Genomic DNA, 16,217 nt, shown 5'->3' with positions numbered 1-16,217 from the left:
GTGGGATGTCCGGTGGGCGGGCGGCACGGGGTCCGTCCGCCCACCGGACATCCCACCCGCCCCCATGACCCCGGTGGGAGGATGAACACGGACGACTCAACCCCCGGAGGGCACCCGCAACCATGCCTCAGAAAGTCGCAGTCCTCGGCACCGGCAAGATCGGCGAAGCCCTGCTCAGCGGAATGATCCGAGCCGGCTGGGCCCCCACCGATCTCCTGGTCACCGCCCGCCGCCCGGAACGGGCCAGGGAACTCCAGGAACGCCACGGCGTCACCCCGGTCGGCAACGCGGAAGCGGCGAAGACCGCCGACACCCTGATCCTCACGGTCAAGCCCCAGGACATGGGCGCCCTCCTCGACGAACTCGCCCCGCACATCCCCGCCGACCGCCTGATCATCAGTGGTGCGGCGGGTATCCCGACCTCCTTCTTCGAGGAGCGCCTGGCCGCCGGCACCCCCGTCGTCCGTGTCATGACGAACACCCCCGCCCTCGTCGACGAGGCCATGTCCGTCATCTCCGCCGGGAGCCACGCCACCGCCGAGCACGTGGCGTACGCCGAGGAGGTCTTCGGCGCCGTCGGCAAGACCCTTCTCGTCCCCGAGTCGCAGCAGGACGCCTGCACCGCACTCTCCGGTTCGGGACCGGCGTACTTCTTCTACCTGGTCGAGGCCATGACGGACGCGGGCATCCTGCTCGGCCTGCCCCGCGACAAGGCGCACGACCTGATCGTGCAGTCCGCGATCGGTGCCGCCGTGATGCTCCGCGACAGCGGCGAGCACCCCGTGAAGCTCCGCGAGAACGTCACGTCTCCCGCGGGCACCACGATCAACGCCATCCGCGAACTCGAGAACCACGGCGTACGCGCCGCACTCATCGCGGCGCTGGAAGCGGCCCGCGACCGCAGCCGCGAACTCGCCTCCGGCAACAGCTGACGCCCGCCCCCGCTCCGACCGGCCCTCGGCCTCGGTTCTCGGACTCGGCCGTCGCCGAGCCCTTGAGTCCGAGGCCGGGCGTCCGGCCACCCGGCCGAGTCACCCGGCCGAGGGCGGGAGCAACCCGATGGCGTCGTACGCCGAGTCCACCGTCGGCCGCGCCATCTCCCTGGCCCGCCGCGCACCGTCCCGCAAGACCCCCTCCACGTAGGCGGAATCCGTGCACAGCTCCTTGTGCCTCTCCTGCACGGGCCTGAGGAGCTCGACCACGGCGTCGGCGGTGTCCTTCTTCAGAGCCCCGTACGAGTCGTACCCACCGCTCAGGGTTTGGGGGTCGCCGCCCTCGCACGCCGCGAGGATCTCCAGCAGATTCGAGACCCCGGGCCGCGTCTCCGGGTCGTAGGCGACGTCCTGCCCGCTGTCCGTCACCGCGCGCATGATCTTCTTCCGTACGGCTTCCGGCTCATCGAGCAGATAGACGGCGCCCGGTCCGACATCGTCACTCTTGCCCATCTTCGAGGTCGGCTCCTGAAGATTCATGACCCGTGCCGCGACCTCCGGCCGGGTCGCCCGGGGCACCACGAACGTGTGCCCGTACCGCTGGTTGAACCGCACGGCCAGATCCCGGGTCAGTTCGACATGCTGCGCCTGGTCGTCCCCGACCGGCACCTCGTCGCTCCCGTACGCCAGGATGTCGGCCGCCATCAGCACGGGATACGTCAGCAGGGACAGCCGCACGCTCCCCCCGCGCTTCCGTTCCAGCGCGGCCTTCTCCTTGTACTGGATCATCCGCCGCATCTCGCCGTCGGTCGCGACGCACTCCAGTACGTACGACAGCCGCGCGTGCTCATCCACATGACTCTGTACGAACACGGTGCACAGCTCTGGATCGAGTCCCGAGGCCAGCAACAAGGTCGCCGCCTGCCTGCTGAGCCTGCGGACCCGCCCCGGATCGTGGTCCACGGTCAGCGCGTGCAGATCGACGATGCAGAACAGGGCCTCGGCCCGGTGCTGGTCGACCTCGGCCCAGCGGCGTACGGCGCCCAGATAGTTCCCCAGCGTCAGATGCCCGGTCGGCTTGACCCCACTGAAGATCCGCGTCATCACTCAACCTCCTGGTCGAGGCCGCCGCGTTCGCCGGCCGGCTCCCCAGGAGGGACACAAAAACGGCCGCCGAGGCGGCGGCCGTTGGGTACATACGTGTGTACGGCCGCCGTCAGGCGGCCCACCACTGCTGGGTGCACGTACGCGTAGTCATGGACGTCAGCGTACGCCTCGGCCGGCCCCTCCGGACCGCAGTTGACACGACCCGGGCCCGTCCGTAGTGTTCTCCGAGTTGTCCGACGTGAGCGTCGACTCCGGTCGGTCCCCGGACAGCCATTCCGCACCACCATTCAACGATCGACGACTCGTCGTCGGCTCGTTTTCATGCGTGTTTGCGAAATGAGGATTCCGCGTTCGAAAGGGCGCCACCCCGATTAGCTCGGGAGCCAGGAATCCGCTAATGTCTCACTCGTCGGAACGGCCCAACGGCCGCGAGGACAAACCCCGCTGACTGGGGGTCAGGCCCGAAAGGTTCTGATAGAGTCGGACTCGCCGGAAAGGGAAACGCGAGAGCGGATTACCTGGAAAGCGCCGAGGAAATCGGATACGGAAACGGTCTGATAGAGTCGGAAACGCAAGACCGAAGGGAAGCGCCCGGAGGAAAGCCCGAGAGGGTGAGTACAAAGGAAGCGTCCGTTCCTTGAGAACTCAACAGCGTGCCAAAAATCAACGCCAGATTTGTTGATACCCCGTCTCCGGCCGTTCGGCCGGGACGAGGTTCCTTTGAAAAAGTCCTGCCCCTCGGGGTAGGCGCATCAGCGAGGACGCTGTGAACCGGGGGATTATTCCTCCCCTTGGTTCCGCTCTCGTGATGTTCCACCGGATTACCGGTAAACATTCACGGAGAGTTTGATCCTGGCTCAGGACGAACGCTGGCGGCGTGCTTAACACATGCAAGTCGAACGATGAAGCCTTTCGGGGTGGATTAGTGGCGAACGGGTGAGTAACACGTGGGCAATCTGCCCTTCACTCTGGGACAAGCCCTGGAAACGGGGTCTAATACCGGATAACACTCCTGCCTGCATGGGTGGGGGTTAAAAGCTCCGGCGGTGAAGGATGAGCCCGCGGCCTATCAGCTTGTTGGTGAGGTAGTGGCTCACCAAGGCGACGACGGGTAGCCGGCCTGAGAGGGCGACCGGCCACACTGGGACTGAGACACGGCCCAGACTCCTACGGGAGGCAGCAGTGGGGAATATTGCACAATGGGCGAAAGCCTGATGCAGCGACGCCGCGTGAGGGATGACGGCCTTCGGGTTGTAAACCTCTTTCAGCAGGGAAGAAGCGAGAGTGACGGTACCTGCAGAAGAAGCGCCGGCTAACTACGTGCCAGCAGCCGCGGTAATACGTAGGGCGCAAGCGTTGTCCGGAATTATTGGGCGTAAAGAGCTCGTAGGCGGCTTGTCACGTCGGGTGTGAAAGCCCGGGGCTTAACCCCGGGTCTGCATTCGATACGGGCTAGCTAGAGTGTGGTAGGGGAGATCGGAATTCCTGGTGTAGCGGTGAAATGCGCAGATATCAGGAGGAACACCGGTGGCGAAGGCGGATCTCTGGGCCATTACTGACGCTGAGGAGCGAAAGCGTGGGGAGCGAACAGGATTAGATACCCTGGTAGTCCACGCCGTAAACGGTGGGAACTAGGTGTTGGCGACATTCCACGTCGTCGGTGCCGCAGCTAACGCATTAAGTTCCCCGCCTGGGGAGTACGGCCGCAAGGCTAAAACTCAAAGGAATTGACGGGGGCCCGCACAAGCAGCGGAGCATGTGGCTTAATTCGACGCAACGCGAAGAACCTTACCAAGGCTTGACATACACCGGAAAGCATTAGAGATAGTGCCCCCCTTGTGGTCGGTGTACAGGTGGTGCATGGCTGTCGTCAGCTCGTGTCGTGAGATGTTGGGTTAAGTCCCGCAACGAGCGCAACCCTTGTTCTGTGTTGCCAGCATGCCCTTCGGGGTGATGGGGACTCACAGGAGACTGCCGGGGTCAACTCGGAGGAAGGTGGGGACGACGTCAAGTCATCATGCCCCTTATGTCTTGGGCTGCACACGTGCTACAATGGCAGGTACAAAGAGCTGCGAAGCCGTGAGGCGGAGCGAATCTCAAAAAGCCTGTCTCAGTTCGGATTGGGGTCTGCAACTCGACCCCATGAAGTCGGAGTTGCTAGTAATCGCAGATCAGCATTGCTGCGGTGAATACGTTCCCGGGCCTTGTACACACCGCCCGTCACGTCACGAAAGTCGGTAACACCCGAAGCCGGTGGCCCAACCCCTTGTGGGAGGGAGCTGTCGAAGGTGGGACTGGCGATTGGGACGAAGTCGTAACAAGGTAGCCGTACCGGAAGGTGCGGCTGGATCACCTCCTTTCTAAGGAGCATCTAGGCCGCCGGGCTTGCCCGGTGGTCCAGGGCCATTACGTCGGCAGATGTCCGACGGTGGTTGCTCATGGGTGGAACGTTGATTATTCGGCACTCTCAGTCATCTCGGGCTGCCAGTACTGCTCTTCGGAGCGTGGAAAGCTGATCATGAGTGGCGAGGGTGTCGGGCACGCTGTTGGGTGTCTGAAGGTACGGCCGATTACGGCTGCCTTCAGTGCCGGCCCCAGTGCACTCCGGTGGAAACCGGGGGTGATGGGTGGTTGGTCGTTGTTTGAGAACTGCACAGTGGACGCGAGCATCTGTGGCCAAGTTTTTAAGGGCGCACGGTGGATGCCTTGGCACCAGGAACCGATGAAGGACGTGGGAGGCCACGATAGTCCCCGGGGAGCCGTCAACCAGGCTTTGATCCGGGGGTTTCCGAATGGGGAAACCCGGCAGTCGTCATGGGCTGTCACCCATACCTGAACACATAGGGTATGTGGAGGGAACGCGGGGAAGTGAAACATCTCAGTACCCGCAGGAAGAGAAAACAACCGTGATTCCGGGAGTAGTGGCGAGCGAAACCGGATGAGGCCAAACCTCAAGCGTGTGAGACCCGGCAGGGGTTGCGCTTGGGGGGTTGTGGGATCTCTCTTTCACAGTCTGCCGGCTGTGAGACGAGTCAGAAACCGTTGATGTAGGCGAAGGACATGCGAAAGGTCCGGCGTAGAGGGTAAGACCCCCGTAGTCGAAACATCAACGGCTCGTTTGAGAGACACCCAAGTAGCACGGGGCCCGAGAAATCCCGTGTGAATCTGGCGGGACCACCCGCTAAGCCTAAATATTCCCTGGTGACCGATAGCGGATAGTACCGTGAGGGAATGGTGAAAAGTACCGCGGGAGCGGAGTGAAATAGTACCTGAAACCGTGTGCCTACAAGCCGTGGGAGCGTCGCGCATTGAGTTTACTCAGTGCGTCGTGACTGCGTGCCTTTTGAAGAATGAGCCTGCGAGTTTGCGGTGCGTTGCGAGGTTAACCCGTGTGGGGAAGCCGTAGCGAAAGCGAGTCCGAATAGGGCGATTCAGTAGCGCGCTCAAGACCCGAAGCGGAGTGATCTAGCCATGGGCAGGTTGAAGCGGCTGTAAGAGGTCGTGGAGGACCGAACCCACCAGGGTTGAAAACCTGGGGGATGACCTGTGGTTAGGGGTGAAAGGCCAATCAAACTCCGTGATAGCTGGTTCTCCCCGAAATGCATTTAGGTGCAGCGTCGTGTGTTTCTTGCCGGAGGTAGAGCACTGGATAGGCGATGGGCCCTACCGGGTTACTGACCTTAGCCAAACTCCGAATGCCGGTAAGTGAGAGCGCGGCAGTGAGACTGTGGGGGATAAGCTCCATGGTCGAGAGGGAAACAGCCCAGAGCATCGACTAAGGCCCCTAAGCGTACGCTAAGTGGGAAAGGATGTGGAGTCGCACAGACAACCAGGAGGTTGGCTTAGAAGCAGCCACCCTTGAAAGAGTGCGTAATAGCTCACTGGTCTAGTGATTCCGCGCCGACAATGTAGCGGGGCTCAAGCGTACCGCCGAAGTCGTGTCATTGCAGCAATAGGGCCAACGCCCGCTGTGATGGGTAGGGGAGCGTCGTGTGCCGGGTGAAGCCGCGCCGGAAGGCAGTGGTGGACGGTTCACGAGTGAGAATGCAGGCATGAGTAGCGATACACACGTGAGAAACGTGTGCGCCGATTGACTAAGGGTTCCTGGGTCAAGCTGATCTGCCCAGGGTAAGTCGGGACCTAAGGCGAGGCCGACAGGCGTAGTCGATGGATAACCGGTTGATATTCCGGTACCCGCTGTGAAGCGTCAAACATCGAACCAGGCGATGCTAAGTCCGTGAAGCCGCCCCGGAGCCTTCGGGCAAAGGGGAGTGGTGGAGCCGACGGACCAGACCTGTAGTAGGTGAGTGATGGGGTGACGCAGGAAGGTAGTCCATCCCGGGCGGTGGTTGTCCCGGGGTAAGGGTGTAGGCCGTGTGATAGGCAAATCCGTCACACATTAAGGCTGAGACCTGATGCCGAGCCGATTGTGGTGAAGTGGATGATCCTATGCTGTCGAGAAAAGCCTCTAGCGAGTTTCATGGCGGCCCGTACCCTAAACCGACTCAGGTGGTCAGGTAGAGAATACCGAGGCGTTCGGGTGAACTATGGTTAAGGAACTCGGCAAAATGCCCCCGTAACTTCGGGAGAAGGGGGGCCATCACCGGTGATTGGATTTACTCCATGAGCTGGGGGTGGCCGCAGAGACCAGCGAGAAGCGACTGTTTACTAAAAACACAGGTCCGTGCGAAGCCGTAAGGCGATGTATACGGACTGACGCCTGCCCGGTGCTGGAACGTTAAGGGGACCGGTTAGTCACTCTTCGGGGTGGCGAAGCTGAGAACTTAAGCGCCAGTAAACGGCGGTGGTAACTATAACCATCCTAAGGTAGCGAAATTCCTTGTCGGGTAAGTTCCGACCTGCACGAATGGCGTAACGACTTCTCGACTGTCTCAACCATAGGCCCGGTGAAATTGCACTACGAGTAAAGATGCTCGTTTCGCGCAGCAGGACGGAAAGACCCCGGGACCTTTACTACAGTTTGATATTGGTGTTCGGTTCGGCTTGTGTAGGATAGCTGGGAGACTGTGAAGCTTGGACGCCAGTTCAGGTGGAGTCGTCGTTGAAATACCAGTCTGGTCGTGCTGGATGTCTAACCTGGGTCCGTGATCCGGATCAGGGACAGTGTCTGATGGGTAGTTTAACTGGGGCGGTTGCCTCCTAAAGAGTAACGGAGGCGCCCAAAGGTTCCCTCAGCCTGGTTGGCAATCAGGTGTTGAGTGTAAGTGCACAAGGGAGCTTGACTGTGAGACCGACGGGTCGAGCAGGGACGAAAGTCGGGACTAGTGATCCGGCGGTGGCTTGTGGAAGCGCCGTCGCTCAACGGATAAAAGGTACCCCGGGGATAACAGGCTGATCTTCCCCAAGAGTCCATATCGACGGGATGGTTTGGCACCTCGATGTCGGCTCGTCGCATCCTGGGGCTGGAGTCGGTCCCAAGGGTTGGGCTGTTCGCCCATTAAAGCGGTACGCGAGCTGGGTTTAGAACGTCGTGAGACAGTTCGGTCCCTATCCGCTGCGCGCGTAGGAATATTGAGAAGGGCTGTCCCTAGTACGAGAGGACCGGGACGGACGAACCTCTGGTGTGCCAGTTGTCCTGCCAAGGGCATGGCTGGTTGGCTACGTTCGGGAGGGATAACCGCTGAAAGCATCTAAGCGGGAAGCCTGCTTCGAGATGAGTATTCCCACCCCCTCGAGGGGTTAAGGCTCCCAGTAGACGACTGGGTTGATAGGCCAGATCTGGAAGCCCGGCAACGGGTGGAGGTGACTGGTACTAATAGGCCGAGGGCTTGTCCTCAGTTGCTCGCGTCCACTGTGTTGGTTCTGAAACCACGAACAACCCCACGTTTGTCACAGAGCGTGGTCTGGTTGACAGTTTCATAGTGTTTCGGTGGTCATAGCGTGAGGGAAACGCCCGGTTACATTCCGAACCCGGAAGCTAAGCCTCACAGCGCCGATGGTACTGCAGGGGGGACCCTGTGGGAGAGTAGGACGCCGCCGAACAAATCTTGAAGAAAACCCCCGGACCGGGGACACCGGTCCGGGGGTTTTCTGCGTTCAGGGGGCTTCTGCGTTTAGGGTCTTTGCCATGCGCTACGACCTGATTATTTTCGACAATGACGGTGTCCTCGTGGACAGCGAGCCGATCTCCAATACCCACTTGGCCGCTTACCTCACCGAGTTGGGGCACCCCACCTCGTACGAGGACTCCCTGCGTGACTACATGGGATCCGCGATGCACCGCATCCACGACTTGGTCCTGGAGCGCACCGGGCGGCGGCTGCCCGACGACTTCGACGACGTGTTCCACGCCCGCGTCTTCGCCGCGTTCGAGCGGGAGCTGAAGCCCGTTCCCGGAGCCGACCAGGTGCTGGAGAAGCTGGCCGCGGACGGCGTGCCGTACTGCGTTGCCTCCTCCGGGAGCCATGAGCGGATCCGGGTCGGGCACCGGACGACAGGGCTCGACCGCTGGTTCGACGAGGGACGAGTCTTCAGCTCCCAGGACGTCGGGCGGGGCAAGCCGGCACCCGATCTGTTTCTCCACGCCGCCGAGCGCATGGGCGTACGGCCGGAGAAGTGCGCTGTCGTCGAGGACAGCCCCCTGGGCGTGCAGGCGGCCAACGCGGCCGGGATGGACGTGTACGGGTTCACCGCCATGACACCCGCCGACAGACTGACCGGTGCCACCCAACTCTTCTCCGACATGGGGGAGTTGGCTGACCTGCTGGTATGACGGCACCCATCGTCGGGCGCTGACATTTGTCATGCCGAGCTCCGGACGATCGTTTCTGTCGGCGGGCGGGGTCCGACCGCGAAGCTGAGTACATCGAAACGGGACGTACACAGTGACGACGGAGGGACCCGATCATGAGCATCACCGCCACCGAGATCAGCACCGGAGAGACCACCCGCGCTGCCCTGGCGGAAACGGTCACCACCCCGGAGACCGCCGGTGCCCGGCCGAGCTTCCTGCCGCTGATCGTGGACGTGGCGGTGCCCATCGGGTCGTACTACCTGCTCAAGAACGGGTTCGGGATGAGCACGATGGCGGCCCTCGGCTGGAGCAGTGTCGTGCCGGCCGTGCGGACCGTGTGGAGCGTGGTGAAGGAGCGCAAGGCCAACGCCCTGGCCGGGCTGATCCTCTTCGTCAACGTGGTCGGGCTCGCGCTCAGCCTGGTCGCCGGTGACCCGCGGCTGATGCTGGCGAAGGACAGCGGGGTCAGCAGCGCGATCGGGATCGGTGTCCTGGTGTCCGTGAGGCTCGGGCGGCCGATGATGACGCAGGGCATGAAGCCGTTCCTCGTGAAGGGCGACGCGGCGCGGGCCGCGGCCTGGGACCGGCTGGCGGCCGGCTCCGAGCCGTTTCGGAAGGCCGAGCGGACGTTCTCGCTGGTGTGGGGCACGGTCCTGCTCGGTGAGTGCGTCGCGCGGGTCGTGGGTGCCTACACGCTGCCGATCGACACGATGGTCTGGCTCGGCACGGTCGTCATGATCGCCTCGATGGTCCTGGCCTTCCTGCTCAGCGGGCGCTTCGCGGTCGTCCCGATGGAGAAGATGCTGGAGCGGGAGCTCGCCGCCGGGGCCGGGACGCACCGCTGAAACAGCCCCGCGCCGAGGGCCCGGAGGGGTCCGCCACGAAGAGCTCGACAGTGCCTCCCCGAAGAGCTGAGCAAAATTCACCTTCGGCTTGATCTACCCACCGGTAAGCCGGGGCCCTACGCTCGCCGCCATGACAGATGTGCTGCGGCGCGGTAGGGCCTCTTTGGCGTTCAGCTTCTTCGCTCAGGGTGCCGCCTTCGCGCTGCTCGTGACGCGTATCCCGGCCATCCAGGACCGCTACGGGATCTCCGACGCGCTGCTGCCGGCGTTCCTGGCGGCCGTCCCGGTCCTCGCCGGGCTGGGCAGCGTCGCCACCGAGCATCTGGTCAAGCGCATACGTCCCAGCCGCGTCCTGCGGTGGTCGCAGCCGGTCGTGCTGCTGGCCCTGCTGGGTGTCGGCGCCGGTGACCAGCTCGTCGAGGTGGCTGTCGCCCTCGGGGCCTTCGGCCTGGCGGTCGGCGGTCTCGACGCCTCGATGAACATGCTCGGGGTGAGTCTCCAGCGGTCGTACGGGCGCAGCATCATGCTCGGTTTCCATGCCACGTACAGCCTGGGCGGGATCGTGGGCGCCTCGCTCGCGTGGGCCGGGGCGCACTGGCACATGTCGCTCTTCGTGTCGTATCTGCCGGTCGTGCTGGTGCTGCTGCCGCTCGCCCTGGTGGGGAGCCGGTGGTACGTCGACGCGGGCGCGGACACGGAGGGGAAGGAGGAGGCGGTGGGCGGCGCGGGTGCCGGTCCGCTCGTCTTCCGGCTGCTGCTGCCGCTGTGTCTGGTGATGACGTTCGCCTACATCGGTGACTCGACCGTCTCCAACTGGAGCGCGAAGTACCTCAAGGACGTGCTGGGCAGCTCGGAGCAGACGGCGACCGTTCCGTACAACGTCTACATGGTGATGACGCTGGTGGGGCGTGCTGTCGGGGACTTCGGGGTGCGGCGGTTCGGGGCCGTGGCGGTGGTGCGGCTGGGTGCCGTGGTCGCCGCGCTCGGGTTCGGGGTGGTGGCGGTCGCGCCGGGAGCCGGGGTGGGCATGCTGGGGTTCACGCTGCTGGGGCTCGGGCTGTGTGTGATCGTGCCGCAGACGTTCGCGGCCGCGGGGCGGCTCTTCCCCGGGGCGTCGGACACGGCGATCGCGCGGCTGAACATCTTCAACTACGTGGGGTTCCTGATCGGTTCTCCGTTGGTGGGCGCGCTGGGCGACGCCTGGAACTACCGCGGAGCCATGCTCGTGCCGATGGTGCTGGTCCTCGCGACCTTGGGGTATGCCCGCTCGTTCGAACCTCAACCGGACCGATACGGTGAGGTGCATGAGCGGCCGCGCACAGCTGATGTGGGACGAGGCAGTAACGGGGTATGACTTCGGTCCGGAGCATCCGATGGATCCGGTCCGGCTCCGGCTGACCAAGGGGCTCGTCGACGCCTTCGGGCTCGACCGGGCCGTCGAGGTCGTCGCGGCGAAGCCCGCCGGGGATTCGACCCTGCGGCTGGTGCACCGCGAGGACTATGTGGCGGCGGTCAGGTCCGCGTCGGCCGACCCCGTGTCCGCCGACGCGTCGTACGGCCTCGGGACCATGGACGATCCCGCGTTCACCGGGATGCACGAGGTGTCCGCGATGATCGCCGGGCAGTCCGTGGGCGCCGCCGAGGCCGTGTGGCGCGGGGAGGCGCTGCACGCGGTGAACTTCGCGGGCGGGCTGCACCACGCGATGCCCGGCGCAGCCTCCGGGTTCTGCATCTACAACGACGCCGCTCTCGCCATCGCCCGCCTTCTGGAGCTGGGTGCCGAGCGGGTCGCGTACATCGATGTCGATGTGCACCACGGTGACGGTGTCCAGGCGGCCTTCTGGGAGGATCCGCGGGTTCTGACGATCTCGCTGCACGAGCACCCGCGGACGCTGTTCCCGCAGACCGGGTGGCCCGAGGAGACCGGGGCGGGCAGTGCGGAGGGTACGGCCGTCAATGTCGCGTTGCCGGCGGGTACCGGGGACGCGGGCTGGCTGCGGGCGTTCCACGCCGTGGTGCCGGAGCTGATCGCCGACTTCCGGCCGCAGGTGCTGGTCACCCAGCACGGCGCGGACACCCACTTCGAGGACCCGCTCGCGCACCTGGCCGTATCGCTCGACGCGCAGCGGGCCGTGCAGGTTGCCTGCCACGACCTGGCGCACACGTACGCCGACGGACGCTGGGTCGCGCTGGGGGGTGGCGGATACGCGGTGGTGGAGGTGGTGCCGCGCTCGTGGACGCATCTGGTGGCCGTGGCGGCGGGCCGTCCCGTCGAGCCCGAGACGGTGATCCCGGAGAGCTGGCGGCAGGAGGTCTTCGCCCGCACCCGGCAGTTGGCGCCGATGCGGATGACGGACGGACGGTGGCCGGTGTCCTGGAAGGACTGGGAGTCGGGGTACGACCCGGCGGACCGTCTCGACCAGGCGATCGTGGCGACACGCAAGGCCGTGTTCCCGCTGCGGGGGATGCTCCCTTAGCCGGGGTCTCCGTGTCGGGGGCCGGTACCGTCCTTCCGCCGCCGTCATGGGTGGACCTTTAGGCCAACTGTGGGGCATATGGCCCATGTTGCGCATCCAGCGCCGGCGGATGCGCCAGCATCGCAGACGTGTTGAGCACCGGCGCTTTGCGTGCCCATCTTCTGGCCGCCCGGCTCGCCGGGCCCGTGGCCACCTCGCGCGAGGAGAGCCTGCGCAGCTACCGGCTCTTCGCCGCCCGCGACCCCCGCCTGATGCTTGGACTTGATCCCGAATGGACGTGGTGTCAGCGGGATTTGATCGAGTTGATGGCCGACAAATGCGGAGTTTCGGCCGATCCATTACATACTTCGGGGCATGATGTGATCGACCCGGAGCGGACGCTGGCGGCCCTCGACGCCTTCGCGGAACGGCTCGGCGAAGCCGCCCGGCATCGTCACCCTGTGCTTCTCGGTACGGGTCACCCGCACCGGCTGATCGATTTCTACGCCGCACTCGCGGACGCCCTGTCAGCGGCGGGGTGTGCCGTCCTCACCCCCGCGCAGGGTAGCTCTATCGACATAACGACCCGGTTCGGTCTACGCACGTACAGCCTCGACTACGTACAAGGTGTCGCGCTGGTGCGCGAACCCGAGGGGGGAGCCGCCGGTCGTGCGACCGGCGCACACACCCATTCACCCCTCCCGGTCCGGACCGTTCTGGCGGCCGCCGCCGCGGGCGGAGGGCCCCTCCCGGAGCTGGTCATCGGGGACCACGGATGGGTCTGCGGAGCAGGTCAGCTGGGGTTCGAGGCCATCGGTCTCGCCGATACGGACGATCCCGCGCTGTTCGTCGGAGAGGCAGAGGGGCGGGTGTCCGTCGCCGTTCCCCTAGATGACGCTGTGCGGTCTGATTACTACCGACCGCTTACTCGCTATGTACTCAATCGAGCGTGTCTGTCACAGTAGGCGGCCGATGGCATCTCCTCTTCCCCACTCGCATCACCCGCCCCTACATTGGGGAGTGAGTGCGCAACGACGAAGAGTCACCGGAAGGGGAAGCCGGTGGCCGTCGAGTGCGGAAGGTTCAGGTGTGACATGGCTGCAGGCGAGAGGCCTCTGAACGAGGTCCAGTTCCTTACCGTGGCGGAAGTCGCCTCGGTGATGCGAGTGTCGAAGATGACCGTGTACCGATTGGTGCACAGCGGTCATCTGCCGGCGATCCGGGTGGGGAGGTCCTTCCGGGTGCCGGAGCAAGCGGTTCACGAGTACCTCCGCGAGAGCTACGTGGGGGTGGAGACCGCCTGACGGCGTTCCGGGAGACCGTTCGCGATCTCCCGGAAACACCTCGATTACGACCTCGGCTCTCGGGCGGGTAGGCTGGCCCCTCATAGGTCGTGTGGGCCCATGCAGCCCAGCACCGAGTAAAGAGAAGTGAGCGAGGGTAGTCGTGGGCTCTGTTATCAAGAAGCGGCGCAAGCGGATGGCGAAGAAGAAGCACCGCAAGCTGCTCAAGCGCACTCGCGTTCAGCGTCGCAACAAGAAGTAAGCGACGCCGCGGAAACGCGTACTGTGGCCTCTCACCAGCAGGTGGGGGGCCACAGGCGTATCCGGCCGGGGAAAGGCGGCTCAAGGGCCGGAGAAGGGTCGGTGAAGGCCGCGCGGCGGCCGGCCGAGGCTTCTGCGCGGCGGCCGGGTACTCCCGGCGCGGCGGTGGCCCGGGAAGAGGAACCCCGAAAAACCGCTCGACCGTCGAACATCTTCGGCCATATGCGCGGTGTCCGTCTGTGGGCCGAATGGCTGGGTCTGGTCACAGGTCCACGGCTGTCGTCACTTCGTGCATCGGGCGGTCATCACAGCGCAACATCAACCCGCTAAGTTGGCCGCACACGGGGAACCCGGCAGGTACGAGCGGAGCTACGTCCAGTTCTGGAAGGAAGGCGCTGATCTTGGGGAAGGTCGTGCTCGTGACCGGGGTGGCCCGGCGGCTCGGGGGGCGGTTCGTACGGCAGATCCAGCGCGACCCGCAGGTGGACCGGGTGATCGCCGTGGACGCGGTGCCTCCCGAGCACCACATCGGTGGCGCCGACTTCGTGCAGGCCGACATCCGCCAGCCCACCATCGCCCGGCTGCTCGCCGAGTACTCCGTCGACACGGTCGTCCACATGGATGTGACGGGCACGGCGCTGGGCTCCGGCAGCCGGACCACGGTCAAGGAGACCAACGTCATCGGCACCATGCAGCTCCTCGGTGCCTGCCAGAAGTCCCCGACGGTCAAGCGGCTCGTCGTGAAGTCCAGCACGAACGTCTACGGCTCGGCGCCGCGCGACCCCGCCGTCTTCACCGAGACCACCTCGCCCAAGTCACTGCCCAGCGGCGGCTTCGCGAAGGACACGGTCGAGGTCGAGGGCTACGTACGCGGCTTCGCGCGCCGCAGGCCCGATGTCGCCGTGTGCGTGCTGCGGTTCGCCAACATCCTCGGCCCGAGCGCGGATTCGCCGCTCGCCTCGTACTTCTCGCTGCCGGTGCTGCCGACGGTGTTCGGCTACGACCCGCGGCTCCAGTTCGTCCACGAGAGCGACGTCATCGAGGTACTGCGGCTCGCCGCGCACGACCCGCGGCGGGGCACGCTCAACAGCGGCACGTTCAACATCGCCGGGGACGGCGTCCTGCTGCTCTCGCAGTGCGCGCGGCGGCTCGGACGGCCCACGGTCCCGCTCCTGCTGCCTGCCCTCAGCTGGGTCGGTACGGCCGTGCGTACCCTGGGGGTGACGGACTTCTCGCCCGAGCAGCTGCGGCTGCTCACGCACGGCAGGGTGGTCGCGACGGTCCAGATGCGCGAAACCCTGGGCTACCAGCCGAAGTACACGACGGCGGAGGCCTTCGCGGACTTCGCCCGGAGCAGGGGTCCCGGACTCCTGCCCCCGGAGGCCCTTGCGGGGGCCGTGGACAAGATCGCCGCGCTGCCTGCTCTGGGCGGCGGCCACCCCCCGACGCAGAGCGCCAACTGAGGAGCGCATCAACGATGGCGGACGCCAAGGTCATTCCGTTCGACGACGACCGCTCGCGCGGGGCTGCGGCGCAGCGCCCGGCGAGGCGCCGGGCCGGGGGAAGCCGGCGCAAGGGTGAGCCCGTGGTCGTGCGCGAGGTCCAGCCCATGCCCGGGCGGACCCTTCCGCAGGATGATGTTCCCGTGACGCAGGAGGAACAGCCCCGGAAGCCCCAGCAGGGCGGTACGAGCCTGGAGCAGCGCATCGCGGGGGGCCTGTCCTTCCTGCGCCGCAGGCTCACCGGCGACTACGAGATCGACGAGTTCGGGTACGACCAGGAGCTGACCGACCAGGTCCTGATGTCACTGATCCGGCCGGTGTACGAGAAGTACTTCCGCGTCGAGGTGAAGGGCATCGAGAACATCCCGTCCGACGGTGGTGCCCTGATCGTCGCCAACCACTCGGGCACGCTTCCGCTGGACGGCCTGATGATGCAGGTCGCCGTCCACGACAACCACCCCGCGAACCGTCATCTGCGTCTGCTCGCCGCAGACCTGGTGTTCATGCTGCCGGTCGTCAACGAGCTGGCCCGCAAGGCCGGTCACACCCTGGCCTGCGCGGAGGACGCCGAGCGGCTGCTGGAGCGCGGTGAACTGGTCGGTGTGATGCCGGAGGGCTTCAAGGGCATCGGCAAGCCGTTCAGCGAGCGCTACAAGCTCCAGCGGTTCGGCCGGGGCGGCTTCGTCTCGACGGCGCTGCGCGCCGGCACCCCGATCATTCCGTGCTCGATCGTCGGGGCGGAGGAGATCTACCCGATGATCGGCAACGCGAAGACCCTCGCGCGGCTGCTGGGATTCCCGTACTTCCCGATCACGCCGACCTTCCCGTGGCTGGGCCCGCTCGGTGCGGTCCCGCTGCCCACCAAGTGGACGATCCAGTTCGGCGAGCCGATCCGCACGGACGGTTATCCGCCGGAGGCGGCGGACGATCCGATGCTGATGTTCAACCTGACCGACCAGGTCAGGGAGCAGATCCAGCACACCCTGTACAAGCTGCTGGTCCAGCGCAGGTCCGTTTTCTTCTGATCATGCAGTTACGATTCTGTTGATCATGTACTGATATGCCGGTACGTCGATG

At 65.0% G+C, this 16,217-nt stretch carries 11 protein-coding genes and 3 rRNA genes; 13 read left to right on the top strand and 1 reads right to left on the bottom strand.

Going from position 1 to position 16,217, the window contains the following annotated elements:
- The first annotated feature begins 122 nt into the window (after positions 1 to 122).
- Positions 123 to 932, top strand: a complete 810-nt coding sequence (proC, locus tag OG780_RS18800; RefSeq protein WP_328449681.1) for a pyrroline-5-carboxylate reductase — start codon at positions 123 to 125, stop codon at positions 930 to 932.
- 99 nt (positions 933 to 1,031) lie between these two features.
- On the opposite strand, the gene trpS is transcribed toward proC, so the two are convergent.
- Positions 1,032 to 2,036 carry a tryptophan--tRNA ligase gene (gene trpS, locus OG780_RS18795; protein WP_328449679.1) on the bottom strand — a complete coding sequence of 335 codons (1,005 nt, stop codon included), beginning with the start codon at positions 2,034 to 2,036 and terminating at the stop codon, positions 1,032 to 1,034.
- An 837-nt stretch (positions 2,037 to 2,873) separates the two neighbouring features.
- Between trpS and OG780_RS18790 the strand changes: the two genes are divergently transcribed.
- The 12 genes from OG780_RS18790 to OG780_RS18735 all read left to right on the top strand — a co-directional run bounded on the left by OG780_RS18790 (position 2,874) and on the right by OG780_RS18735 (position 16,165).
- Positions 2,874 to 4,399 (top strand): 16S ribosomal RNA (locus OG780_RS18790).
- A gap of 314 nt (positions 4,400 to 4,713) precedes the next feature.
- A 23S ribosomal RNA gene (locus OG780_RS18785) occupies positions 4,714 to 7,836 on the top strand.
- Positions 7,837 to 7,925: 89 nt separating this feature from the next.
- Positions 7,926 to 8,042: ribosomal RNA gene (rrf, locus tag OG780_RS18780) — 5S ribosomal RNA — on the top strand.
- The 16S, 23S and 5S rRNA genes sit together here, the layout of an rRNA operon.
- Positions 8,043 to 8,127: 85 nt before the next feature.
- The gene (locus OG780_RS18775; RefSeq protein WP_328449677.1) at positions 8,128 to 8,772 is read left to right on the top strand and encodes an HAD family hydrolase; all 645 of its coding nucleotides are present in this window, start codon (positions 8,128 to 8,130) and stop codon (positions 8,770 to 8,772) included.
- 134 nt (positions 8,773 to 8,906) lie between these two features.
- A complete protein-coding gene (locus OG780_RS18770) occupies positions 8,907 to 9,638 on the top strand; it encodes a VC0807 family protein (RefSeq protein ID WP_328449673.1) in 732 nt (243 codons plus the stop codon).
- 130 nt (positions 9,639 to 9,768) lie between these two features.
- Positions 9,769 to 10,992 (top strand): MFS transporter, encoded by a 1,224-nt coding sequence (locus tag OG780_RS18765; protein ID WP_328449671.1) that lies wholly within the window; start codon positions 9,769 to 9,771, stop codon positions 10,990 to 10,992.
- On the top strand, positions 10,943 to 12,115 hold the full coding sequence (locus OG780_RS18760; protein ID WP_326786280.1) for an acetoin utilization protein AcuC: 1,173 nt from the start codon (positions 10,943 to 10,945) through the stop codon (positions 12,113 to 12,115). Before OG780_RS18765 ends, OG780_RS18760 begins: the two co-directional genes overlap by 50 nt.
- 128 nt (positions 12,116 to 12,243) lie before the next feature.
- Positions 12,244 to 13,059: a phosphatase gene (locus OG780_RS18755; protein ID WP_328449669.1), complete on the top strand. Its 816-nt coding sequence runs from the start codon at positions 12,244 to 12,246 to the stop codon at positions 13,057 to 13,059.
- Positions 13,060 to 13,188: 129 nt separating this feature from the next.
- The gene (locus OG780_RS18750; RefSeq protein ID WP_093781815.1) at positions 13,189 to 13,398 is read left to right on the top strand and encodes a helix-turn-helix domain-containing protein; all 210 of its coding nucleotides are present in this window, start codon (positions 13,189 to 13,191) and stop codon (positions 13,396 to 13,398) included.
- Positions 13,399 to 13,540: 142 nt separating this feature from the next.
- A complete protein-coding gene (locus tag OG780_RS18745) occupies positions 13,541 to 13,639 on the top strand; it encodes a 30S ribosomal protein bS22 (protein ID WP_003948845.1) in 99 nt (32 codons plus the stop codon).
- Positions 13,640 to 14,039: 400 nt separating this feature from the next.
- Entirely contained in the window at positions 14,040 to 15,101 is a 1,062-nt protein-coding gene (locus OG780_RS18740; RefSeq protein ID WP_328449666.1) for an NAD-dependent epimerase/dehydratase family protein, read from the top strand.
- 14 nt (positions 15,102 to 15,115) lie between these two features.
- The gene (locus OG780_RS18735) at positions 15,116 to 16,165 is read left to right on the top strand and encodes a lysophospholipid acyltransferase family protein (RefSeq protein WP_328449664.1); all 1,050 of its coding nucleotides are present in this window, start codon (positions 15,116 to 15,118) and stop codon (positions 16,163 to 16,165) included.
- Positions 16,166 to 16,217 lie beyond the last annotated feature (52 nt).

Source organism: Streptomyces sp. NBC_00386 (assembly GCF_036063235.1).
In the GTDB taxonomy this organism is placed as follows: domain Bacteria; phylum Actinomycetota; class Actinomycetes; order Streptomycetales; family Streptomycetaceae; genus Streptomyces.
The sequence above is the reverse complement of the archived record's forward strand: the minus strand, read 5'-3'. Positions and strand labels throughout refer to the sequence as shown.

Bases quoted from the DNA above. Each gene is read 5' to 3' on its own strand.
- proC (WP_328449681.1), top strand. From the start codon at position 123: ATGCCTCAGAAAGTCGCAGTCCTCGGCACCGGCAAGATCGGCGAAGCC.
- trpS (WP_328449679.1), bottom strand. From the start codon at position 2,036: ATGACGCGGATCTTCAGTGGGGTCAAGCCGACCGGGCATCTGACGCTG.
- OG780_RS18775 (WP_328449677.1), top strand. From the start codon at position 8,128: ATGCGCTACGACCTGATTATTTTCGACAATGACGGTGTCCTCGTGGAC.
- OG780_RS18770 (WP_328449673.1), top strand. From the start codon at position 8,907: ATGAGCATCACCGCCACCGAGATCAGCACCGGAGAGACCACCCGCGCT.
- OG780_RS18765 (WP_328449671.1), top strand. From the start codon at position 9,769: ATGACAGATGTGCTGCGGCGCGGTAGGGCCTCTTTGGCGTTCAGCTTC.
- OG780_RS18760 (WP_326786280.1), top strand. From the start codon at position 10,943: ATGAGCGGCCGCGCACAGCTGATGTGGGACGAGGCAGTAACGGGGTAT.
- OG780_RS18750 (WP_093781815.1), top strand. From the start codon at position 13,189: ATGGCTGCAGGCGAGAGGCCTCTGAACGAGGTCCAGTTCCTTACCGTG.
- OG780_RS18735 (WP_328449664.1), top strand. From the start codon at position 15,116: ATGGCGGACGCCAAGGTCATTCCGTTCGACGACGACCGCTCGCGCGGG.